The sequence below is a fragment of the Brevundimonas sp. GW822-FHT03E11 genome (genome assembly GCF_058801445.1).
Map to the genome: position 1 here is coordinate 251,916 of NZ_JBXANG010000002.1, position 23,116 is coordinate 275,031.

The window sequence follows — 23,116 nt, forward strand, 5'->3', positions numbered from 1 at the left end:
GGTTTGACGCCTCTGGCGTTGCAGCACGACGAGACCGATGGCTCAGTTCGACCCTCGCCGACAGCCGATGCGCCTCGCCCCGCACGCTCTGACCGCCGCCGCCGCGGTCTCGGTGGCGCTTCTGGCCGGCAGAGTCTATCAACCCGCCAGGGCTGAAGAAGTTCCCGTCCCCTCCTCGGCCCAGATGGCCGCCATGGAGGTTCAGGCCTTCGCCGCCGCCAATGCTCCGGCCGGCATGACCGCCCCGGAGGCCGTTCCCGTCCAGATCCGTCGCGGCGAAACCTTTGAAGAGGCCGTGCGCCGCACCGGCGTCGCCCCGGAAGAGGCCAGCGCCGTCGCCGCCACCGTCGCCAACGCCTTCGACCTGTCCGACCTGCGCGCCGGCCTTCGTTTCGAGACCGCCATCGCCAAGCCGCGCGACGGCCGAGGCGACGCCCGCCTGATCGGCCTGACCATGCGAACCGGCCCGGCCAGCCAGCTGACGGTGTCGCGCAGCTTCGACGGCGCCCTGCGCCTGCGCTCGCTTGAGGAAAAGGTCACCCACGAGACCGTGGTGCTGAAGGGGGACGTCGAACGCTCCCTGTCCGCCAGCGCCCGCGAACTGGGCGCCACCGCCTCCATCGTCCGCGCCGCCAGCCGACTGTTCGCCACCAAGTTCGACATGCAACGCGACATCCGCGCCTCGGACGAGTTCACCATGGTCTTCGACCGGGACGTGACCGAGGCCGGCCGCACCGTCGCCGTGGGCGATCTGGTCTATGCCGAACTGCGCGGCGTGACCTTCTATCGCTTCAAGCCGGCCGGCGCCAAAGAGGCGCAGTTCTTCGACGCCTCGGGCAAGAACCTGCGTTCGGCCATGATGCGCACCCCGCTGCAGAACTTCCGGCGCGTGTCGTCGGGCTTCGGCTTCCGGACCCATCCGATTTCCGGCTATCGCAAGATGCACCAGGGCATCGACTTCGCCGCCGGCACCGGGACGCCGGTCGTCGCCCCCGCCGACGGCGTGGTGGTCGAGGCGCGCCGCTGGGGCGGCTACGGCAACTGGCTGCGCATTCGCCATAACAACGGTCTGGAAAGCGGCTACGGCCACCTGTCCCGCTACGGCGCCGGCATCCGCGCCGGCCAGCGGGTCAGCCAGGGCCAGATCGTCGCCTATGTCGGCTCGACCGGCGCCTCCACCGGTCCGCACCTTCACTATGAAATTTGGCGCAACGGACAACGGATCAATCCGGCCGGCGTCAAAACCCAGGAGGGCACCGAACTGTCCGGCGCCGACCTGGCCGCCTTCCGCGCCGAAAAAGCTCGGATCGACCGCATCATCGCCTCCGGCGGCCAAAAACGCCCTGCCCTCCAGCAAGCCTCCGCCGACGGTCTGCGCGCCGCCCAGGGATAATCTCGACCGGCTGACGAAGCGGCGATAGGGATTGGGGCGACGTCTGACTTTCAGGACGGCCAATAGTGCGAATCCGGCAGCGGGCGCGGACCGAACACCGCCTGGCCCACGCGCACGATGGTCGCCCCCTCTTCGATCGCCCAAGGATAGTCGCCCGACATGCCCATCGAGAGATCGGCAAGCGCGGCGCCCTGCGGCGCGTCCTGGCGCGCCCGGTCACGGACGTCGCGTAGCAGGCGAAAGCAGCGCCGCACCTCGGCCTCGTCCGGCGTAAAGGTGGCGAGCGTCATGAAGCCCTTGGGGCGTATTGCGTCACACGCCGCCACATCCTTGAGGAAGGCCGATACGTCCTGCGGCGCCAACCCGTATTTGCTTGCCTCACCGGAGGTATTGACCTGGACCAGCACATCAAGGCCTCGGCCGAGATGCTGAAGCCGCTTGTCCAGCGCTTCGGCGAGCGACAGGCGGTCAAGCGACTGCACCTCATCAGCGAAGCGCAGCACGTCCTTGACCTTGTTGGTTTGCAAGTGACCGATCATCGACCAGCGTACCGGCAGGTCGGCCAATGCTTCGGCCTTGCTGCGTCCTTCCTGAACCTTGTTCTCGCCAAGGTCGGTCTGGCCTTCCCAAATCGCCTCGCGTATCCGCTCAGGCGAGACGGTCTTGGAGACGAGGACGAGGCGGACCGCATCGGGCGCGCGGCCCGAGCGCGCCGCCGCCTCCCGGATCGTCGCGCGGGTTTTCTCCAGATTGGCGGCGACCGTCATGCCCGCAGCGCCTGCAGCCAATCGGACAGCATCTTGCGGCCGCCGTCGCGAAGGGCAGGCCCGAATTTGGCGGCGTCCTCGCGTATTTGGCAGAGGTCGATGCCGGCCGCCGCCAGCTCACACGCATGGCCGATCAGCCAGCGTTCGAACCCATCTGACACGTCCGCCTCGGGATGGAACTGGACGCCGAGGATATTGGGACCAAACGAGAAGGCCTGATTAACGCAGAGCGGCGTCTGCGCCAATCGCTCGCCTCCGGCAGGCATGCTGAACACATCGCCGTGCCAGTGCAGTACCGGCACATCGGCGAGATGGCGCAGTGGCCCGGCCGCGCCCGCGGGCGTGAGCGTCAGGGGGGCGAAGCCGATCTCCTTGGCGCCGGTCGACGCGACAGCGGCGCCGAGCGCCGCCGCGACCAACTGCGCGCCGAGGCAGATGCCGAGTGTCGGGCGCCCTTCGGCGAGCCGCGCGCGCAGAAAGTTCAGTTCCTCGGCTAGGAACGGATAACGCTCGGCCTCATACACGCCGATCGGGCCGCCCAGCACGATCACCAGCGCGGTCTTGACCGGGTCCAGCGTCCACAACGCATCCACGCCGATGTCGTAATAGTGGACCTTGTAACCTGCGGCCTCCAGCACCGTCTGAAACGATCCCAGATCCTCGAATGCGACATGCCGGAGCGCGACGGCGGTTCGGAGCATGACGGCTGCTCTCCTGATTTGATTGGACCTTTCAGATTCAGTAAAGCGAAGCTGGATGGTCAATCATGGCCAGTTTTCAGAATTTCGACAGGCCAGTTGATGCAGGAAATCGTCTTTGGCCTGAACGAGGCGTCTGGGCAGCCGGTATTCCTCCGACTTTCACAGGCGATTATCGAGGCGATCGAGCAAGGCCGGCTGAAGCCCGGCCAGCGCCTGCCGGGTACGCGCACGCTGGCGGCCACGCTGAAACTCCATCGCAACACGGTCGATGCGGCCTATCACGAAGCAGCGACGCAGGGATGGCTCGTCACCGAGGCGGCGCGCGGCACCTTCGTCGCCCGCGACCTGCCGATCGAGAGCGGCGCCCGGCGCAACGGCTCCCCGCCGCCTGCCGCACAGCCCACGAAGCCGTCCCGTGTCGCGGCCGATCGCGACATGCTGCGCTTTTCCGATGGCGTTCCGGACGCCCGTCTACTGCCCTCTGCCGAACTTGCCCGCGCCTTGCGTCACGCGCTCGGCCGGCCCGATTTCCTGACGGCGAGCGGCTATGGCGATCCGCGCGGCGCGCCGGCCCTGCGCGACGCCCTGGCCGGGCATCTCGCCAGCGAACGCGGCATGACTGTTTCGGCGGACGACCTCATCGTCACACGTGGCAGCCAAATGGCGCTGTTTCTGGCCGCGAACGTCCTGCTGTCGCCCGGCGAGGCGATTGCGGTGGAGGAGCCGGGCTACCCGCTCGCCGTCTCCGCCTTCCGCGCGGCCGGCGCCCGCGTCGTGCCGATCCCGGTCGATGGCGAAGGCCTATCGCTCACGCATCTGGAGGCCGCGCTCGCCGCCACGCCGGGACTGCGCGCGGTCTATGTCACGCCCCATCACCAATATCCGACGACGGTGACAATGAGCGCCGCGCGGCGGATCGGCCTGATAGACCTTGCCGGTCGTCACCCCCTCGCGATCATTGAGGACGATTACGATCACGAATACCGTTTCGACGGCCGGCCTGTGCTGCCGCTCGCCGCGCGTGCCGGTTCCGGGGTGAAACTGGTCTATGTCGGGTCGTTGTCCAAGGTGCTGGCGCCCGGTATCCGGCTCGGCTACGCCGCCGGACCAAGGAGCCTCGTGCAGCGGATGGCCGACACGCGGCAGGCGATCGACCGGCAGGGCGACATGCCGATCGAACATGCGGTCGCGACCCTGTTCGCCGAGGGCGATCTCGGCCGTCATGTCCGCAAGACCCGCCGCATCTACCGCTCGCGGCGCGATCATCTCGCCATGCTCCTGGGCGACAGGTTGGGAAGCCGGCTGTCCTTCGCGATCCCGGCGGGCGGCCTCGCCTTATGGGCGCGGTTGGCGGATGGCGTCGACGCCGAGTGCTGGAGCAAGACGGCCCGCGGCCTCGGCCTTGCGGTGACGCCGGGCGTCGCGCTCTGCATCGATACTGCGACGGCGCGCCAGGCGTTCCGTCTCGGCTTTGCGAACCTCGACGAAGACGAAATCACGCGCGCGGTCGAATTGCTGACGACAGCAGCGCCTTAACCGATCCCCTCCCTTAGGCGGACTTCGACTCCTCGAAGCAAGCCAGCCATTTGGCGAGCAGCCTGTCGAGTTCGGCGCTTTCCCTCTTGTCCAAACCCTCCATCAGGCGATGCTGGTTCGCGACGTGCTCGCCGATCAATGCGTCGATCAGGGTGAAGCCTTCGTCCGTCAGAGCCACGACGCTTGCCCGGCCGTCGCTGGGATCAGGTGAGCGCGAGACCAGCCCCGCCCTTTCCAGACGGTCGATCCGATTGGTCATCGTGCCGGAGGTAACCATCGTCCAGTCGATCAGGGCGGACGGGCTAAGCGCATAGGGCGGCCCGGACCGGCGCAGCGTGGCGAGCACGTCAAAGCTCGCTGCGTTCAACCCCCCCGCTGCAAAAACGGCATTGCGAGGCCAAGGGCTGGGAAGCGACGGCGGAGTATGTCGAGCCGGGCAACACCGCCTCCGACGACCGCCGCCCATCCTTCCAATCCATGGTTGAGGCGGCCCTGACCAAGCCGCCCGCCTTTGTCCGAGCACGCCGTCATGGCGGTGCCGCCGATTGTCTCAAAGGCGGACTATGAGGCCGTTCGGGCGCGCTTGGCTTCCCGGAACCCGAAGTGGACGCCGCCGCGTGTCTCGACGGGGCCGAACCTGCTGACCGGAATCTGCTTCTGCGGCGCCTGCGGCGGCGCCATGACACTGCGGACAGGAAAGGGCCAGGCGGGCGGCCAGTATCGCTACTACGCCTGTTCGACCAAGGCTCGCATGGGCGAGGCGGGATGCACGGGCTTGGCCGTCCCCATGGACAAGCTGGACGACGCCATTATCGACCACCTGGAAACCCGGCTGCTCGATCCGGACAGACTTGCCGCGCTGATGGAGCAGCTTTTGGATCGTCGGGAGGAATGGGCTGACCAAAGGCGCAGCCATATCGCGGAGATGCGCAAGCGCGCGACTGAGGCGGAGGCCAAGCTCAATCGGTTCTACGAGGCTATCGAGAACGGTCTGCTGTCGCCGGACGACGCCTCGCTGAAGGATCGGGTCGCTGAACTCTCCGGCGTTCGCGATCAGGCCCGAGCAGACGCTGAGCGGATCAGCGCGTCCGTGGAGCGGCTGGCGCCTACGATTACGCCGGACGCCCTAAACCGATTTGCCAGCGCCGCGCGGCGCAAGCTGCGGGATCGCACCAGCGGCTATCGGCGGGATCACCTGCGCGCCCTGACGCAGCGGGTGGAGGTCATCAGCAAGACCGAGGCGCGCATCATCGGCTCACGAACCGAGCTTCTGCGGGCCTTGGCGTCTAGCGATGGTGGGAGTTACGCCGCCGCTGGCGGATTTCTCGGTTTTAAACCGAAGTGGCGCACCCGAAGAGATTCGAACTCCTGACCCCCAGATTCGTAGTCTGGTGCTCTATCCAGCTGAGCTACGGGTGCGTCTGCCTTGCGGCGAGGGCGGGTCTTTAGCCGCTGAACGGGGTGGACGCAAGCGGGGGAATGCAGTTTCTGTAGCGGGGTTGATCGGCGTGGTCCCCTGGCGGGCCTCGTCGCCCGGACCTCTCCCCCTGTCGGACCGCCTGAATGTTGTTTTTGCGTCGTCGTCTCGTGTCCCTGTTGGTCGCGGCGGTTTCCGTCCCGACGCTTTTGGCCGGATGCCAGACCCCGGCCGCGGCGCCTTCGCTGGAGGCGCGGTCGGACCCGGCCGGGGCCCCGTCGATCGCGCGCGGGCCGTTCGTCGCCGCCGCCAACCCGCTGGCGGTCGAGGCCGGGATGAAGGTGCTGCGCCGGGGCGGCTCGGCGGTGGATGCGGCGGTCGCCGTCCAGGCGGTGCTGGGGCTGGTGGAACCCCAATCGTCGGGCCTGGGGGGCGGGGCCTTTCTGATGAGCTATGAGGCCAAGACCGGCCGGATCACCGCCTATGACGGGCGCGAGACGGCCCCCGCCTCGGCCACGCCCGAACTGTTCTATGAGGACGGCGAGCCCCTGCCCTTCATCGACGCCATACTGTCGGGCCGATCGGCCGGAGCGCCGGGGGCGGTGGCCATGCTGGCCATGGCCCATCAGGATCAGGGACGGCTGGCCTGGCGCGATCTGTTCGATGACGCCGAACGGCTGGCGCGCGACGGCTTTGTGGTCAGTCCGCGCCTGGCGGGCATGATCAATGGGTCATCGCCCCAGGCCAAGACCCGTTGGGCGACCGCCCTGTTCACCGGCCCAGACGGCCGCCGCTACCGGACCGGGGACGTGATGCGCAATCCGGCCTACGCCCGGACGGTTCAGGCTCTGGCGACCGAGGGGCCCGGCGTCTTCTACGGAGGGCGCATCGGCCGGGAGATCGCCCGCACCGTCGCCGAGGGTCCGCGGCCGGGCGGCCTGACCGAGGCGGACATCGCCGCCTATCGTCCGCTGCGCCGGGACGCCCTGTGTCGGCCCTATCGGATCTATGTGATCTGCGTTCCGCCCCCGCCGTCCAGCGGGGTGGCCCTGTTGCAGTTCCTGGCCATGGCGGAACACACGCCCGACATCCGGAAGGGCGCCGACAGCCCCGAAGCCTGGGTGGCCTTCGGGCGTCTGCAACGACTGATGTATGCGGACCGCGACCGCTATGTCGGCGACGCCGATTTTGTCGGGGTGCCGGTCGCCGGGCTGCTGGACCCCGCCTATGTGGCCCAGCGCGCGGCCCTAGTGCCGGAAATCGACGGGCCGGTTCCGGCGGGCGCGCCGCCCGGCTCTCCGCCGCGCAGTGCGGACGCCACGGCCGAGCCGGGCGGAACCTCGCACATGGTCATCGTCGATGCGGACGGGAATGCGGTCAGCATGACCACCACGGTCGAAAGCATCTTCGGCGACGGGCGGGTGGTCGAGGGCTTCTTCCTGAACAATCAGCTGACCGACTTTTCCTTCACCCCGACCGAAGACGGCCGTCCGGCGGCCAACGCCGTAGCGGCGGGCAAGCGGCCGCGCTCGTCCATGACCCCCGTTCTGATCCTGGATCAGCAGGGGCGTCTGGTCGGGGCGATCGGGTCGCCCGGCGGGTCCAGCATCCTGGCCTATGTGGCCAAGGCCCTGGTCGGGATGATCGACTGGAACCTGCCGGTCCAGGAGGCGATCGCCCTGCCGAATCTGGTGGTGCGGGGCGGTTCGGTCGGCGCTGATACGGCGCAGATCCCGCCGGACATCGCCCAAGCCCTGGGAGCGGCCGGCATGGGGCTGAGGTCCAACGCCACGGAGACCTCGGGCCTGCATGGGGCGATGTGGCGCGACGGCCGCTGGGACGGCGGGGCCGATCCTCGGCGGGAGGGGGTCGCGGTGTCGGAAGCGCCTTGAGGCCCGGAGCCGGACGCGGTCAGCGGCGGGGCTTGATCGAGAGCTGGAAGGCGATCAGCCCTTCATCCACATCGGTGTCCAGCCCGTTCATGCCGCGCAGCCCCTTGCCGGCGTCGATTTCGCGATAGACCAGCCCGACCGAGGTCTGGATGGCGCCCCGGCGATAGGCCACGCCTACGGAGGCGTCGCCCAGGAAGGCCCCGCGGTCCTGAGTATAGCCCGACCGGGCGTAGTCGCCGTCGCGTGTGCGGGCGAAATTATAGCCGACGGCGCGGCCCGAGCCGGCGGCGTACAGGTACCAGCGCGGACGCTGGCCGAACCGGGCGTCGCCGTCGGGCGCCAGGCGGTCCAGCCCCTCGCCGATCTTCAAAGTGGCGCCGGCCTCGGCCGATCCGCCCTCGCTGCCCAGGCCGACGCCGGCATGGGGCGTCAGACTGACCTCCAGGCCAGAGGCCGTGCGGCCGACCGCGCTGCGGAAGCCGCGCACATAGCGCAGATCATAGGCTTCGGGCTCCAGAACGGCCCGGTCCTGGAGGGTGACCGGCAGAGGGGAGCCGTCGGCGCGTGTCAGGCGGCCCGCGGTCTCTAGGCTGAGCCGATCGGTGAAGCCTTGGCGGTCGATCCAGATGTCGCGGCGGGTGCTGGCGGCGATCCCTTGAGCCTCGCCCGAGATCGCCAGGGGCGTCTTCATCTCGATCTCAGGGCCGAAGGGCGCGTCGGGAGAGACCCGAAAACTCTGCTGTTCGTTCAACCGAGCCGTGACGTTCGATCCGGTTTCGGGTGCGGCGTCAAAGGCGTCGGGGACCCAGGCCTGGGCGCGAGCATCGACCGCGCCGGCGGACGCCAGCACGCTTGCCACTCCAAACAACCAGGCCGCTACACGCATTCGGTCTCCCCACCGTCCGCTGTTCTCCAGCTTGCACCATGCAGGGCGGGAGTCCAACAGACATTTTCACGACATTCTTTGGTCGTTTTTCAACGCCGCGCCTTGTGGCGGGTTCCGAACACGAAAAAAGGGCTCCGTGACCACGGAGCCCTTTCACGCCAGTTGCTGCGGCGCAGGAGGCCTATTGGCAGGCCAGACACTCGTCGTAGTCGGTCTTGGGCATGGAGAAGAGGTCTGGCTGGTTCGGGTCGATCTCGGCCTCGGCCTTGTCCTCGGCGCCGGCGAAGGCGGCGCGCTGAACCGACTTGGATCGCAGATAGTACAGGGACTTCACGCCGCGTTCCCAGGCCGACCAGTGCAGCATGTGCAGGTCCCACTTGTTGACGTCGCCGGGGATGAAGAGGTTCAGCGACTGGGCCTGGCAGATTTCCGGGGCGCGGTCGGCGGCCAGTTCCACCACCCAGCGCTGGTCCAGTTCGAAGGCGGTCTTGAAGATCCCCTTCTCGTCCTCGCTGAGGGCGTCCAGATGCTGGACCGAGCCCTCGTGCTGGAGGATGGAGCTCCAGACCGCCTCGGTGTTGATCCCCTTCTCGTCCAGCAGACGCTCCAGATAGGGGTTCTTGACGGCAAAGGAGCCCGACAGGGTCTTGTGGGTGTAGATATTGGCCGGGATCGGCTCGATGCCGGCCGACGTCCCGCCGCAGATGATCGAGATCGAGGCGGTCGGGGCGATGGCCAGCTTGTGGCTGAACCGCTCCATCACGCCGCGCTCCTCGGCGTCCAGGCAGGGGCCCTTCTCCTCGGCCAGGATGCGGCTGGCCTTGTCGGCCTCGCGACGCAGGTGCTTGAACAGGCGCATGTTCCACGACTTGGCCATGGCGCTCTCGAAGGCCACGCCCTGTGACTGCAGGAAGGAGTGGAAGCCCATCAGGCCCAGGCCCACCGAACGCTCGCGCTTGGCCGAATAGACGGCGGCGGCCATGGCGGGCGGGGCGCGGCGGATGAAGTCTTCCAGAACATTGTCCAGGAAGCGCATCAGGTCCTCGACGAAGCGGGGCTCCTCGCGCCATTCCAGGAAGGTCTCGGCGTTGACCGACGACAGGCAGCAGACGGCGGTCCGGTCCACGCCCAGGTGGTCGCGGCCGGTGTGCAGCATGATCTCGGCGCACAGGTTGGACTGTTTGACCTTCAGCCCCAGCTCCCGCTGGTGCGGCGCCATCTGGCGGTTCACCGTGTCGGAGAAGATCATATAGGGCTCGCCGGTCTGCATCCGGATGTCGAGCAGCTTGGTCCACAGCGAGCGGGCGTCGACGGTCTTCAGCACCTCGCCGGTCTTGGGCGAGCGCAGGCCGAAGGTGGAGCCGGTCTTCACCGCCTCCATGAACTCGTCGGTGACGTTGACGCCGTGGTGCAGGTTCAGGGAGCGACGGTTGAAGTCGCCCGACGGTTTGCGGATCTCGAGGAACTCCTCGATCTCCGGGTGGTGGATGTCCAGATAGACGGCGGCCGAGCCGCGCCGCAGCGACCCCTGGCTGATCGCCAGGGTCAGGCTGTCCATCACGCGGATGAAGGGGATGATGCCCGAGGTCTTGCCCGCGCCCTTGACCTTCTCGCCGATCGAGCGGACGCCGCCCCAGTAGGTGCCGATGCCGCCGCCGTTCGAGGCCAAGGCGACGTTCTCGTTCCAAACGCTCTGGATGCCGTCCAGACTGTCGCCGACGGCGTTCAGGAAGCAGGAGATCGGCAGGCCGCGATCGGCGCCGCCGTTCGACAGGACCGGGGTCGCCGGCATGAACCACAGGCGGCTCATATAGTCATACAGGCGCTGGGCGTGGTCGGCGTCGTCCGAGAAGGCGGTCGAGACGCGGGCGAACATGTCCTGATAGCTCTCGCCCGGCAGCAGGTAGCGGTCCTCCAGCGTCTTCTTGCCGAAATCGGTCAGCAGGGCGTCGCGCGAACGATCCACCTGGACCGATTTCACGACGGTCAGATGAGGTTTCTCAGGCGCCGCGTTCGTCGCAACACCTTGGAATTCCGCCGTCTTCAAAGCCTCGCCGCCAGCCATAGTCATCTGCGTCCTGAACAATAAACTGCCTAGAGCCACCTGCGCCGTAACCACATCATCTAGTGGCTCCAACGCTCCCCGAGCCCACATATAGGGCGCACATGCCTAATAAGCCGTCAACGTCTTGACGCTCGCTTTGTCGGCGAATCGGTCGGACAAGTCGGCCTCGCCTGGGGAAAGTTCAGCGCGCAAGCCAGCAAACCCCTCACGGGCCTTCGCGGCCGCGACATCACGAAGGCGTGATCGGAACTTCGGCCCAGCTTGGCCGTTTCGACGCCCCATGGCCGTTTCCGACTTCCGTCCCTTTTTGATACGCCTGCTAACGGTCGCGCGCGCCGAGACGGCCGCTCTGACGGCCCTGTTCGTCGCCGCCTTGGGCGTGACGGCGTTCGTCGAGATCGCTGACGACATGACCGAGGCCGACGGTCAGAGCTTTGATCGCCAGGTGCTGGGCCTGATGCGGCCCTATGCCGACGATCCCGGCCGCCCCTGGGGGCCGTGGTGGCTGAAGGAGGCGGCGGCGGACCTCACATCGCTGGGCGGCATATCGGTGCTGGGCCTGTTCGCCCTGATCGTCGTCCTCTTTCTGCTGAGCCAGAGGAAATGGCTGTCGTCGCTGCTGCTGGTCCTGGGGCTGACGGGCGGCGTCATGCTGAGCGAGGGGCTGAAGGCGGTGTTCGAACGCGAGCGTCCGCCCCAGGCGCTTCAGGCGGTCGAGACGATCAACGCCAGCTTTCCCTCCGGTCACGCCCTGCTCGCGACAGTCTTCTATCTGAGCGTGGCCGTCATGCTGACCCGCGCCTTTCCTCGCAGGCGGTTCAAGATCTTCGTCCTGGGCGTCGGCATGGTCATGGCCCTGCTGGTCGGCCTGACCCGCATCTATCTGGGCGCCCACTGGGCGACGGACGTCTTCGCCGGCTGGGCCGTGGGCTCGGCCTGGGCCATGCTTCTGTGGCTGGCCGCCTATGGGGTCGCGCGTTGGCAGAAGCGTCGCCGGGCGCCCTTGCAGGACGAACCGTCTCCGACGGCGGACCAGACGCCCGGCGATCCGACCAAAGTCTAGAACCCGCTCAACCGCAGGAGGCCGCATAGTCGGCGCCGACGACGCCTCGTCCGAACAGGGGCGCGCAAACGGGAGAGACGCCATGGATCACGCCGCCTTCTACGCCGAGCGGCTGAAGACGCCGGACCAGGCTGCGGCCCTGATCCGATCCGGCGCCAGGATCGCCATGGGCCTGGGCGTGTCCCAGCCCCCGGCCCTGCTGAAGGCCCTGGCCGAACGGGCAGAGCGCGGCGAGGTCGAGGATGTGAACCTCTATTATCTGCTCTCCACCGCCATCGCCGGCGATACGGTGCTGCGTTACGAACTGATGGACCGCATCCGGCCCTGGAGCCTGTTCCACAGCGCCGTCGAACGCCGGCTGGAGCAGCGTGCCTTCGAGGAGGGGCGGCCCAGCCCGGTCCAGTTCATCCCGACCGGCTTCCAGCAGTCGCCCCGCCTGCTGTGCGACGAGGTCGACGTCGACACCTTGGTCTGCACCGTCTCGCCGATGGACGCGGACGGCTTCTTCTCCTTCGGCACCAATACCGACTACGCCAAGCCGGTGTCGGAGACGGCCCGCACCATCGTGGTCGAGGTCAATCCGCATATGCCGCGCGTGTACGGCGACTGCACCGTCCATGTTTCCCGGGTGTCCGGAATCGTCGAACACGCCGCTCCGCTTCTGGCCGTGCCCAGGGCCGAGCCCCAACCGGCCGACCTGGCCATCGGCCGGATCATCGCCGACCTGGTCGAGGACGGCGCGACATTGCAGATGGGGATCGGCGCCCTGCCCAACGCCGTCTGCGACGCCCTGAAGAACCACCGCGACCTGGGCGTCCACACCGAAATGCTGACACCGGGCCTGGTCGAGCTGATGCAGGTCGGGGTGGCGAACCATACCCGCAAGACCCTGCACCCCGGCGTCGGGGTCTTCGCCTTCTCGATGGGCGACCAGAACACCTATGACTTCCTGCACGAGAACCGGGGGCTGGAGGCCCGGCCTGTCTCCTATGTCAACGATCCGGCCGTCATCGCCCGCAACGCCAGGATGGTCTCGGTCAACGCCACGCTACAGATCGACCTGAGCGGCGCCTGCTGTTCGGAGTATCTGAACGGCCGCCAGTTCACCGCCTCGGGCGGACAGCTGGACTTCGTGCGCGGCGCCTATGGCTCCGACGGCGGCAAGTCGATCATCGCCTGTCATGCGACGGCGGCCAGGGGGAGCTGCTCGCGCATCGTCGCCCGGCTGGACGGCCCGGTCACCACGCCCCGCAACGACGTGCATATCGTCGTCACCGAGCACGGGTGGGCCAACCTGAAGGGCCGATCGACCGGCGAGCGGGCCCGCGCCCTGATCGCCCTCGCCGCGCCCGAGTTCCGCGACGGCCTCACGGCCGAGGCCAGGCGGCAGGGTCTGATCTGAACCCCTTCTTGCGAGTCGTTATCAGCTTTTCATTTCCGACCTCCTGGCCTAAACCCCGCCCCGTCATCGGGGAGTAGCCGCCCGCAACCATCAGCGGGGCCCGCGTCAACATACTTCCTCTCCCGGAGAGGATGGCGCGGGAACGGTCCAGGGTCTTTCAGATCCGGATCACGGCAAGACCGGCGGCTTTCGCAGGGACGTCCATGCGGGGCTCGGCTGCGAACGCCACAGGTCCGTCCGCCGAGGCTCCCGCGCATATAGGTTCCCGTTGGAAGCCTTCCTCATTTCGACCGGCCTGGTCTCCATCGCGGAGATCGGGGACAAGACCATGTTGCTGTCCATCGTGATGGCGGCGACCTGGCGACGGCCCACGCCCATCATCCTGGGCATTCTGGCGGCCACCCTGCTGAACCACGCCTTCGCCGCCCTGGCCGGCACCGTCCTGGCCCATTTCATCACGGGCGAGTGGATGCGCTGGATCGTCGGCCTCGCCTTTCTGGGTTTCGCGGCCTGGGCCCTGATCCCCGACACCCTGGACGAACAGAAGGGCGAGGTTCAGCGCGGCTTCTGGGCCATCTTCTGGACCACCGCCTCGGCCTTCTTCCTGATCGAGATGGGCGACAAGACCCAGGTGGCCACCGCCATGCTGGCCGCCCGATTCGAGAATCTGCCGGTGGTGGTCGCCGGCTCGACCCTGGGCATGATGCTGGTCAACGGGCCCGCCGTCCTGCTGGGCGAGACGGCGGCGAAGAAGCTGCCGCTGAAATGGATCCGGTTCGCCGCCGCGGCCGGTTTCGCCGCGACGGGCCTGTGGATTCTGCTGACGCCTTAGAGCCTGATCGGTTGAAGCGGGATCGCTTCGCGATCCCGCTGAAGCCGTTAGGCATGCTTCAGCGGAAGACCGTCAAAGCGAGGTGCTGCAACAGCATGATGGTTTTGGCGTCGCGGATGCGGCCGTCGGCGATCATGGCCAGGGCCTCGTCCACGGTCGGCTCCAGCACCTCGATGTCCTCGCCCTCGTCCGGATGGCCGCCGCCGTCGCCGATCCGCATGGATCGCATCATATTCGGCGACGAAGAAGTGCAGGATTTCGGTGACGGAGCCGGGGCTCATGAAGGCCTCGAAGACCTTGCGGACCGCGCCGAGGCGATAGCCCAGCTCCTCCTCGACCTCGGCGCGGATTCGCACCTCGGGCTGGGCGTCGTCCAGCAGACCGGCCGCCGCCTCGATCAGCAGGTCGTCATAGCCGTTCAGATAGGCCGGCAGGCGGAACTGGCGCACCAGCAGCACGGTGCGCGCCGCCGGATTATAGGGCAGAAGCACCGCCCCATTGCCCCGGTCGTAATGCTCCCGCTCCTGGGTCTGCCAGACGCCGTCGCGCCGTTTCCAGTCGAAACGGGTCGTCTTCAGCACATACCAGTTGTCCGAGAGAAGCCGGGTCTGATGGATCCTGATGCGGTCCTTTACGGTCATTCGGCTTCTCCCGCGACGCAGCCTAGCCCTGGCGCGCGCCGCGCTTGGCTAGAACACGCAGGCGGAGCGCATTCAGCTTGATGAAGCCGGCGGCGTCCTTGTGGTCATAGGCCTGGACGCCTTCTTCGAAGGTCACCAGATCCTGGTCGTACAGGCTGTTGGGGCTCTCGCGGCCGATGACCGAGACATTGCCCTTGTAGAGCTTGACCTTGACCGTGCCGGAGACCTTCTCCTGGCTCTTGTCGATGGCGGCCTGCAGCATCTCGCGCTCGGGCGAGAACCAGAAGCCGTTGTAGATCAGCTCGGCGTATTTCGGCATCAGCTGGTCCTTCAGGTGCATGGAGCCGCCGTCCAGGGTGATGCTTTCGATGCCGCGGTGGGCCGCGATCAGGATGGTCCCGCCGGGGGTCTCATAGACGCCGCGCGACTTCATGCCGACGAAACGGTTCTCGACCAGGTCCAGACGGCCGATGCCGTTGTCGTGACCGTACTGGTTCAGGGCGGTCAGGATGGTCGCGGGGCTCATGGCCTCGCCGTTGATCGAGACGGCGTCGCCCTTCTCGAAACCGATCTCGATGACCGTGGCCTTGTCCGGCGCGTCCTCGGGCGAGATGGTGCGCTGGTGGACGAACTCGGGCGCCTCGACCGCCGGGTCTTCCAACACCTTGCCCTCGGAGGAGGAGTGGAGAAGGTTGGCGTCGACCGAGAAGGGCGCTTCGCCGCGCTTGTCCTTGGCGATCGGGATCTGGTTCTTCTCGGCGAAGTCCAGCAGGGCCTCGCGGCTGCGGAACGCCCACTCGCGCCAGGGGGCGATGACGCGGATGTCCGGCTCCAGGGCGTAATAGCCCAGTTCGAAGCGGACCTGGTCGTTGCCCTTGCCGGTCGCGCCGTGACAGACGGCGTCGGCGCCGACCTGACGGGCGATCTCGATCTGGCGCTTGGAGATCAGCGGACGGGCGATGGAGGTGCCCAGCAGATAGTCGCCCTCGTACTGGGCGTTGGCGCGGAACATAGGGAAGACGAAGTCGCGCACGAATTCCTCGCGCAGGTCGTCGATGAAGATGTTCTCGGGCTTGATGCCCAACTTCAGCGCCTTCTCGCGTGCGGGGCCAAGCTCCTCGCCCTGGCCCAGGTCGGCGGTGAAGGTCACGACCTCGGCGTTATATTCGGTCTGCAGCCACTTCAGGATGATCGAGGTGTCCAGACCGCCCGAATAGGCGAGGACGACTTTCTTCACGGGCTTGTCGGCGGGGGCGGACATGGCGGCTCTTTCGGTAAACTCGACGGCGCGATGGGGAGAATTGACGCGCGCATAAGACCGGGGGTCCGGCGATGCAACCTTTTCCGGGGCGGCCCCACGGAAAGATGAAGCTTTGTTCATGTTCATTCGGTCGCGTTGCCAGTGGATCGACCGTCGTTATGGTCGTCGTCCATCTGTCACCAAGGATGTCGAACCCATGCGTCGCGCCTCTTGCTTCGTCGCCGCTGCCGCCCTTCTGGCGGTCTCCACCCCGGTCTGGGCCTCAAACGCCGCCGCGTCGGCCCCCGTAGCCTCGGCCCAGGCCGCCGCGCCCGCCCTGCGGGCCGCACCGGTGTCCGAACTGGTCGCCGAGGTGGACATTCCCTACACCCGCTTCACCCTGGACAACGGCCTGACCGTTCTGGTGCATGAAGACCACAAGGCCCCGGTCGTGGCCGTATCGGTCTGGTACAACGTCGGCTCCAAGGACGAGCCTGAGGGCAAGACGGGCTTCGCCCACCTGTTCGAACACCTGATGTTCGGCGGCTCGGAGAATGCGCCGGGCAGCTATTTCACCCCGATGCGCAACATGGGCGCGACGGACATGAACGGGACCACCTGGTTCGACCGCACCAACTATTTCGAGACGGTTCCGACCCCGGCGCTGGAACAGGCCCTGTTCATGGAAAGCGACCGCATGGGTTATATGCTGGGCGCCATCAGCCAGGAGACGCTCGATCTGCAGCGCGGCGTGGTCCAGAACGAGAAGCGCCAGGGCGACAACCAGCCCTACGGCCTGAACGAATACAAGCAGCTTGAGGCCCTGTTCCCGGAGGGCCACCCTTATCGCCACTCGACCATCGGCTCGATGGCCGACCTGGACGCGGCCTCGATGGAGACGGTGCGGGACTGGTTCCGCTCCAACTATGGTCCGAACAACGCCGTCCTGGTCCTGGCCGGCGACATCACCCCGGCCAAGGCGCGGGAGCTGACCGAGAAGTATTTCGGCCCGATTCCGCGCGGCCCGGTCAACACCCCGGCCCAGGCCTCCGTACCGACCCTGCCGGCGCCGGTCAGCGAAACCACCCACGACCGCGTCTCCAACGCCCGAATTCAGATCAGCTGGGCCGTGCCCGGCCTGTTGGACGCGGACACCGTGCCGCTCAGCATCGGCGCCTCGGTCCTGGGCGGCCTGGCCAGCTCGCGGCTGGATAATGAACTGGTGCGCGGGGAGCAGACCGCCGTCTCGGTCAGCGCGAACAACGGCGCCTTCCACCGCGTCGGCATGTTCGAAATCACCGTCGACGTGAAGCCGGGCCAGGACCCGGCGGCCGTCGAGGCCCGCGCCCGCCAGATCCTGAACGATCTGATCGCCAACGGCCCGACGGCGGCCGAGGTGGAACGGGTCAAGACCCAGTACGTCTCGCGCACGGTTCAAGGTCTGGAACAGGTCGGCGGCTTCGGCGGCAAGGCCGTGGCCCTGGCTGAGGGCCAGCTCTACGCCGGCGATCCGGAGCACTACAAGAAGGAGCTCCAGGCCTATGCGGCGGCCACCCCCGCCCAGGTCCAGGCGGCCATGCAGAAATGGCTGACCCGTCCGGCCTATACACTGACCACCCTGCCGGGCGAGCGTGAGGCCTATCAGGAGGCGGCGGAGGCTCCCTCGGGCGCCAACCGCACCCCGGCGCCCCCGATCGAGCGCGTGGCCCGCATGCCCAAGCCCGAGATCGCCGCCGTCGCCAACGTCGACTTCCCCACTGTGGAGCGCACGCGCCTGTCGAACGGGGTCGAGGTGGTCTACGCCCAGCGCGACGCCGTGCCTGCGACCAAGATCGCCATCGAGTTCGACGCGGGCATCGCCGCCGACGAGGCGTCCAAGCTGGGGCTGCAGACCCTGATGCTGGACCTGATGGACGAGGGCACCCGCAGCATGAACGCCACCCAGCTGGCCGAGGCGCAAGAAACCCTCGGCGCCGCCATCTCGACCGGCGCCTCGATGGACCGATCGGTGGTCCAGTTGTCGGCCGTGACCCCAAACCTGGAGCCCTCGGTCGCCCTGCTGGCCGAGGTGGTCAAGACCCCCGCCTTCGCCGCATCCGAGCTGGAGCGGCTGCGCGCCACCCGCCTGGCCCGCATCGCCGCTGAGCGCACCCAGCCGGCCGCCCTGGCCAACCGCGCCCTGCCCGAACTGATCTACGGCTCGGCCAACCCCTATGGCCGCCCGTTCAGCGGCAACGGCGACGAGGCCAGCGTCAAGGCCATCACCGAGGCCGACATCCGCGCCGACTACGCCGAGTGGATCCGGCCCGACAACGCCAAGATCTTCGTGGTCTCGGACAAGCCTCTGGCGGAGATCAAGCCTCTGCTCGACGCCCAGTTCGGCCATTGGGTCCCCTCGGCCACCCCCAAGGGCGTGAAGGATTATTCCGCGCCGATCCCCGCGACCCCGTCGAAGATCGTGCTGATCGACCGGCCGCAGTCGCCTCAGTCCTACATCATGGGCGGGACGGTCTTGTCGGCCAAGGGCTCGGACGACCTGCTGGTCTTCAACGCCGCCAACAATGTGCTGGGCAACGACTTCCTGTCGCGCATCAACTCGGACCTGCGCGAGACCAAGGGGTGGTCTTACGGCGTCAACGCCTCGACCGCCGGCTTCGTCGGCCGCGTGCCCTATCTGATCACCGCCCCGGTCCAGGCCGACCAGACCGGGCCGGCCATCACCGCCCTGAACGCCCAGTTCAACGACTTCCTGAAGGGCGGCAAGGGCGTGACGCCGGCTGAGCTGGAGCGGACCGTCAACGGCAATACCCGCCGTCTGGCCGGCAGCTATGAAACCTCCTTGGCGGTTCTGAACGCCATGCGGGTCAACGACATGCTGGGCCGTCCGGACGACTATCCGGAAACGGTGGCCGCTCGCACCAACGCCCTGACGACGGCCGAACTGGACGCCGCCGCCCAGGCCGCGCTCGACCCGTCCCGCTTCGTCTGGGTGGTCGTCGGCGACGCCTCGGTGGTCAAGCCCCAGCTCGACGCCCTGGGCCTGCCGGTCGAGGTTCGCTCGGCGAGCGGCGCCGCCCAGTAAGAGCCTCGTCAGTCGCAAACGACAAAGGCCCGGAGCATTTGCTCCGGGCCTTCTTTTTCGTCCTTACCGCGCCGAAAGGCTCAGATCAGGGCGCCGTGGCAGTGTTTGAACTTGCGGCCCGAGCCGCAGGGGCAGGGTGCATTGCGGCCGGTCATCTCCCAGCCCGGCGGAAGCGCCTCGACCGGCAGTTTCGACCGGTCGTCGCCGATCAGCTGGCCTTCGGGGTTCTGAGCGGCCGGATCGGCCATCTCATTTTCGCCGGTGCCGGGGTTCAGGTGGATTTCCTGGAACTCAGGCAGTTCAGGCGGCGCCTGGAAGCGGAACTCCACCGTCATCAGCCAGCGGGTGACGTTGTGGCGCAGGTCGTAGAGCAGACCTTCGAACAGGTTGAAGGCCTCGGTCTTATACTCCTGCAACGGGTCGCGCTGGCCGTAGCCGCGCAGGCCGATCACGCCGCGCAGATGGTCCAGATGGACCAGGTGTTCGCGCCACTGCATGTCGATCATCTGCAGCATGAATTGCTTTTCCAGGCCGCGCGTCTGTTCGGCGCCGATCAGCTCCAGACGTTCGGCCGCGCGGGCGTCGGCGGCGGCGAGCAGCCGCTCCTCGATCTCCTCGTTGGAGACGCCTTCCTCGGCTGCCCAGTCGTGGAGCGGCAGCTCCAGCCCCAGGGTCGAGCGGACCTTTTCATCCAGGCCGTCGATGTCCCACTGTTCGGCATAGGCCTTGGGCGGCATGTAGCGTTCGACCAGGTCGGACACCACGTCGCGGCGGAAGTCGCCGACCAGTTCGGACAGATCCTCGGAATCCATGAACTCCTGGCGCTGTTCGAACACGGCCTTGCGCTGGTCGTTCACGACGTCGTCGTACTTCAGCAGATTCTTGCGGATGTCGTAGTTGCGGGTCTCGACCCGCTTCTGGGCGGTCTCGATGGCGCGGTTCAACCAGGGGTGGGTGATGGCCTCGCCTTCCGCGACCCCGAAGGTCTTCATGATCGAGTCCAGACGATCGCCGGCGAAGATGCGCAGCAGGTCGTCCTCGCAGGACAGATAGAATTTCGACACGCCCGGGTCGCCCTGGCGGCCGGTGCGGCCGCGCAGCTGGTTGTCGATCCGGCGGCTCTCATGGCGTTCGGTGCCCAGGACGAACAGACCGCCGGCGGCCAGGGCCTTCTCGCGGTTGACGGCAATCTCGGCCTTGAACTCGGCCTCCTTGGCCGCGTGCATCTCGGGCGTGACCTCGACGGCCATGTTCCGCTGTTCCAGCAGCCATTTCTGCATCTTCATCTCGAGGTTGCCCCCGAGCTGGATGTCGGTGCCGCGGCCGGCCATGTTGGTGGCGATGGTCACCGCGCCCGGCAGACCGGCGTCGGCGACGATATAGGCCTCCTGCTCATGCTGGCGCGCGTTCAGGACCGAGTGCGGAATGCCGCGCAGCTTGGTCTCATAGGTGATGTCATAGGCGGCGTCGCCGATCTTCTCGGCCTCCTTGGCCTTGCCCTCGTACTGGGGCTTCAGCTTGCGCGAGACCTCGACCTTGTACTCATAGGTGCGCAGCAGCTCGGACAGTTGTTCGGAGCGCTCGATCGAGACCGTGCCGACCAGGATGGGCTGGCCCGCCAGGTGACATTCGGCGATCTGTCGGGCGATGGCCTGGCTCTTTTCCGCATGGGTCCGATAGACTTCGTCGTCATAGTCCTTGCGCTGGATCGGCCGGTTGGTCGGCACCTCCAGCACCTCCATCTTGTAGATGTCGCCGAACTCCTGGGCCTCGGTCGCGGCCGTGCCGGTCATGCCGGACAGCTTCTGATACAGGCGGAAATAGTTCTGGATCGTGACCGAGGCCAGGGTCTGGTTCTCGGGCTGGATCTTGACGTCCTCCTTGGCCTCGATGGCCTGGTGCAGGCCTTCGGACAGGCGCCGGCCGGTCATCATCCGGCCGGTGAACTCGTCGATCAGAATGATCTCGCCGCCCTTGATGATATAATCCTTGTCCCGCTGATACAGGGTGTTGGCGCGCAGGGCCTGGTTGGAGTGGTGGACCAGGCTGATGTTGGCGGCGTCGTAAAGACCGGTGGTGTCGGGGGCGAAGTGGCCGCCCTTCTCCAGGGCCTCTTCCAGACGCTCGGAGCCCAGCTCGGTCAGCAGAACCTGCTTCTGCTTCTCGTCCAGCTCATAGGTGTCCTTGTCCTTGATCAGATCTTTGATCAGGGCGTCCAGCACCTTGTACAGGTCCGACCGGTCCTCGGTGGGGCCCGAGATGATCAGGGGCGTGCGCGCCTCGTCGATCAGGATGGAGTCGACCTCGTCGACGATGGCGAAGTTGTGGGGGCGCTGCACCATCTCGCGCCGGTCATAGACCAGGTTGTCGCGCAGATAGTCGAAGCCGAACTCATTATTGGTGCCGTAGGTCACGTCGGCCGCGTAGGCGGCCTGGCGCTGGCCCTGGGACAGGCCGTTGACGATGACCCCGACCTCAAGACCCAGGAAGCGATAGACCCGGCCCATGGTCTCGGCGTCGCGGCGGGCCAGATAGTCGTTGACGGTGATGACGTGGACGCCCTTGCCTTCCAGGGCGTTCAGATAGACCGGCGCCACGGCGACCAGGGTCTTGCCTTCGCCGGTCCGCATTTCGGCGATGCCGCCCTCATGCAGGATCATGCCGCCCGCCAGCTGGACGTCATATTGACGCTGGCCCAGCACCCGCTTGGACGCCTCGCGCACGACGGCGAAGGCTTCCGGCAGGATCTTGTCCAGGCTTTCGCCATTGCTCAGACGGTCGCGGAAAGCGTCAGTCATCATCCGCAGCTCGTCGTCCGACAGGGCGGCGAACTTGGGCTCTAGCGCATTGATGCGCTGGGCATGGTCCTGGAAAGCCTTGACCTTGCGGTCGTTGGAAGAGCCGAAGAGTTTCTTGGCGAAGCCGAGCATGTCAGATCCGGTAAAGGTCGAGCGTCATTAAGGAGCGGCTCTGAAATCCCGTGAGGGGCGGCGAGGATCGCGCCCCAAGCGGCGTTCGGACCGATGACGACCCCGCCGCGCCGACACAGGCGCGCGCGAAGGGCCGCGCAGACGATCAAAACCCCTCGACTTGGGCGCAGGCGGGACTTAAGCACCGCCCTAACCCCTGTCAACGCGGGGGCTTTCGGCCGCCTTCGACGGAGCGTCCCCTTGATCCCATTCCGGCGCCTCCATTTCCGACACGCCCCTTCCCGAGGAGGCCTTGGATCGGTCGGCGGCATCGCCTTGGTCGCCGCGACGGCCTTGGCGATGATGCTGGCCGCCTGTTCGCGCGGCGGCGACGACGATCGGGCGCCGCAGCCGGGCGACCGGCAGGTAGCCAAGGTTCAGGACCAGATCATCTGGGCCTCGGACGTCAAGCGCGAGGCGGTGGCGCAGGGTCTGGTCGGGGAAGGCGAGCCCCTGGATGTGACCTCCGAGCTTTTCCGCCGGGTTCTGGACGAGGTGGTCGATCAGAAGCTGCTGGCGCGCGAAGCGGAGCGCCGTCGCCTGGACGCCTCACCTCTGGCGCAGCGGCGGCTGGAGGCGACCCGCGAACGGATTCTAGGCGACATGCTGGTCGAGAGCGTCGTCAACGGCGCCATCTCCGATCAGGCGATCCAGACGCTTTACAATGAGCAGCTGCGCCTGGCGAAGACGTCCGAGGAGATCCGGGTCCGCCTGATCCTGTCGCGCACCAAGCCCGAGGCGGACGCCGTCATCGGCATTCTGGGCCAGGGCGCCAGCTTCGAGGCCGTGGCCATGGAGCGGTCGATCGACGAGGCCACCCGCTTTTCTGGCGGCGACCTGGGCTATTCCACCCTGGACGTCATGCCCCAGGCCTATGCCGGCGCCCTGCGTGACAAGCCGGCCGGTTCGACCGTCGGTCCCTTCCAGACCGAGGGCGGCTGGGCCGTGCTGCGGGTCGAGGACCGGCGCAAGGAAAACCCGCCGACTCTGGAACAGGCTCGGCCGCAAATCGTCCGCTACCTGACCTATGAAGGGGTGAGACGCCTGTTGGAACAGCTGCGCGACAAGGCCAAGGTCGATATTCTGCTGCCCGGCGGTTCCGGCGCGGGTGACGAGGAGCCGGCGTCGGCGCCGTCGGGGGGCCTGCCCCGCCCCGCTTCCGCCCCCGCTTCCGCCCCGCCTTCCGCCCCGCCTTCCGCGTCTGACACCCCCCTCTCACCGGCCGCCTGA

Annotated in this window: 16 protein-coding genes, 1 tRNA gene, 1 pseudogene and 1 riboswitch; of the genes and pseudogenes, 9 read left to right on the forward strand and 9 right to left on the reverse strand. The window is 67.3% G+C overall.

Annotated elements, in window-relative coordinates; all coding sequences use genetic code 11:
- Positions 1-37: 37 nt before the first annotated feature.
- Positions 38-1,393 (forward strand): M23 family metallopeptidase, encoded by a 1,356-nt coding sequence (locus AC1RKE_RS04115; RefSeq protein ID WP_182713858.1) that lies wholly within the window; start codon positions 38-40, stop codon positions 1,391-1,393.
- Between the two features lie 50 nt (positions 1,394-1,443).
- Here the strand turns inward: AC1RKE_RS04115 and AC1RKE_RS04120 are convergent, their stop codons facing one another.
- Positions 1,444-2,160, reverse strand: a complete 717-nt coding sequence (locus AC1RKE_RS04120; protein ID WP_191554706.1) for a YggS family pyridoxal phosphate-dependent enzyme — start codon at positions 2,158-2,160, stop codon at positions 1,444-1,446.
- A complete protein-coding gene (locus AC1RKE_RS04125; RefSeq protein ID WP_191554707.1) occupies positions 2,157-2,861 on the reverse strand; it encodes a glutamine amidotransferase in 705 nt (234 codons plus the stop codon). The genes AC1RKE_RS04120 and AC1RKE_RS04125 overlap by 4 nt, the downstream gene beginning before the upstream one ends.
- A 99-nt stretch (positions 2,862-2,960) precedes the next feature.
- Here AC1RKE_RS04125 and pdxR point away from each other — a divergent pair, with 99 nt between their 5' ends.
- A complete protein-coding gene (gene pdxR / locus AC1RKE_RS04130) occupies positions 2,961-4,397 on the forward strand; it encodes a MocR-like pyridoxine biosynthesis transcription factor PdxR (RefSeq protein WP_395941834.1) in 1,437 nt (478 codons plus the stop codon).
- Between the two features lie 13 nt (positions 4,398-4,410).
- Here the strand turns inward: pdxR and AC1RKE_RS04135 are convergent, their stop codons facing one another.
- Entirely contained in the window at positions 4,411-4,863 is a 453-nt protein-coding gene (locus tag AC1RKE_RS04135; protein WP_182713855.1) for a MarR family winged helix-turn-helix transcriptional regulator, read from the reverse strand.
- A 63-nt stretch (positions 4,864-4,926) separates the two neighbouring features.
- Here AC1RKE_RS04135 and AC1RKE_RS04140 point away from each other — a divergent pair, with 63 nt between their 5' ends.
- Positions 4,927-5,769 carry a recombinase zinc ribbon domain-containing protein gene (locus AC1RKE_RS04140; RefSeq protein WP_182713904.1) on the forward strand — a complete coding sequence of 281 codons (843 nt, stop codon included), beginning with the start codon at positions 4,927-4,929 and terminating at the stop codon, positions 5,767-5,769.
- Here AC1RKE_RS04140 and AC1RKE_RS04145 read toward each other — a convergent pair.
- Positions 5,740-5,816, reverse strand: a tRNA-Arg gene (locus AC1RKE_RS04145). The two genes, AC1RKE_RS04140 and AC1RKE_RS04145, sit on opposite strands and share 30 nt — an antisense overlap.
- Before the next feature lie 144 nt (positions 5,817-5,960).
- Here AC1RKE_RS04145 and AC1RKE_RS04150 point away from each other — a divergent pair.
- Entirely contained in the window at positions 5,961-7,706 is a 1,746-nt protein-coding gene (locus tag AC1RKE_RS04150) for a gamma-glutamyltransferase family protein (RefSeq protein WP_348684890.1), read from the forward strand.
- Positions 7,707-7,725: 19 nt separating this feature from the next.
- Here the strand turns inward: AC1RKE_RS04150 and AC1RKE_RS04155 are convergent, their stop codons facing one another.
- Together AC1RKE_RS04155 and AC1RKE_RS04160 are read right to left on the reverse strand one after the other, a co-directional pair.
- Positions 7,726-8,556, reverse strand: coding sequence for a lipid A-modifier LpxR family protein (locus tag AC1RKE_RS04155; RefSeq protein ID WP_224764248.1), 831 nt, complete (start codon positions 8,554-8,556; stop codon positions 7,726-7,728).
- A gap of 217 nt (positions 8,557-8,773) precedes the next feature.
- Positions 8,774-10,663: a ribonucleoside-diphosphate reductase subunit alpha gene (locus AC1RKE_RS04160; RefSeq protein WP_152949170.1), complete on the reverse strand. Its 1,890-nt coding sequence runs from the start codon at positions 10,661-10,663 to the stop codon at positions 8,774-8,776.
- Between the two features lie 274 nt (positions 10,664-10,937).
- Between AC1RKE_RS04160 and AC1RKE_RS04165 the strand changes: the two genes are divergently transcribed.
- The 3 genes from AC1RKE_RS04165 (at position 10,938) to AC1RKE_RS04175 (ending at position 13,954) form a co-directional block, all read left to right on the forward strand.
- Positions 10,938-11,720, forward strand: coding sequence for a phosphatase PAP2 family protein (locus AC1RKE_RS04165; RefSeq protein WP_348683193.1), 783 nt, complete (start codon positions 10,938-10,940; stop codon positions 11,718-11,720).
- 82 nt (positions 11,721-11,802) lie between these two features.
- Positions 11,803-13,122, forward strand: a complete 1,320-nt coding sequence (locus tag AC1RKE_RS04170; RefSeq protein ID WP_348683194.1) for an acetyl-CoA hydrolase/transferase family protein — start codon at positions 11,803-11,805, stop codon at positions 13,120-13,122.
- A 56-nt stretch (positions 13,123-13,178) separates the two neighbouring features.
- Positions 13,179-13,360: riboswitch (yybP-ykoY riboswitch) on the forward strand.
- 30 nt (positions 13,361-13,390) lie between these two features.
- Positions 13,391-13,954: a TMEM165/GDT1 family protein gene (locus tag AC1RKE_RS04175; protein WP_182713849.1), complete on the forward strand. Its 564-nt coding sequence runs from the start codon at positions 13,391-13,393 to the stop codon at positions 13,952-13,954.
- 58 nt (positions 13,955-14,012) lie between these two features.
- Here AC1RKE_RS04175 and AC1RKE_RS04180 read toward each other — a convergent pair.
- Positions 14,013-14,595: pseudogene (locus AC1RKE_RS04180) on the reverse strand (GDP-mannose pyrophosphatase).
- Between the two features lie 22 nt (positions 14,596-14,617).
- On the reverse strand, positions 14,618-15,856 hold the full coding sequence (locus AC1RKE_RS04185; protein WP_348683196.1) for an argininosuccinate synthase: 1,239 nt from the start codon (positions 15,854-15,856) through the stop codon (positions 14,618-14,620).
- Between the two features lie 196 nt (positions 15,857-16,052).
- Here AC1RKE_RS04185 and AC1RKE_RS04190 point away from each other — a divergent pair, with 196 nt between their 5' ends.
- Positions 16,053-18,917: a M16 family metallopeptidase gene (locus AC1RKE_RS04190; protein ID WP_152949175.1), complete on the forward strand. Its 2,865-nt coding sequence runs from the start codon at positions 16,053-16,055 to the stop codon at positions 18,915-18,917.
- An 80-nt stretch (positions 18,918-18,997) separates the two neighbouring features.
- On the opposite strand, the gene secA is transcribed toward AC1RKE_RS04190, so the two are convergent.
- Positions 18,998-21,847 (reverse strand): preprotein translocase subunit SecA, encoded by a 2,850-nt coding sequence (secA, locus tag AC1RKE_RS04195; protein WP_182713846.1) that lies wholly within the window; start codon positions 21,845-21,847, stop codon positions 18,998-19,000.
- Between the two features lie 339 nt (positions 21,848-22,186).
- Between secA and AC1RKE_RS04200 the strand changes: the two genes are divergently transcribed.
- Complete coding sequence (locus tag AC1RKE_RS04200) at positions 22,187-23,116, forward strand: peptidylprolyl isomerase (protein ID WP_348683211.1); 930 nt, start codon at positions 22,187-22,189, stop codon at positions 23,114-23,116.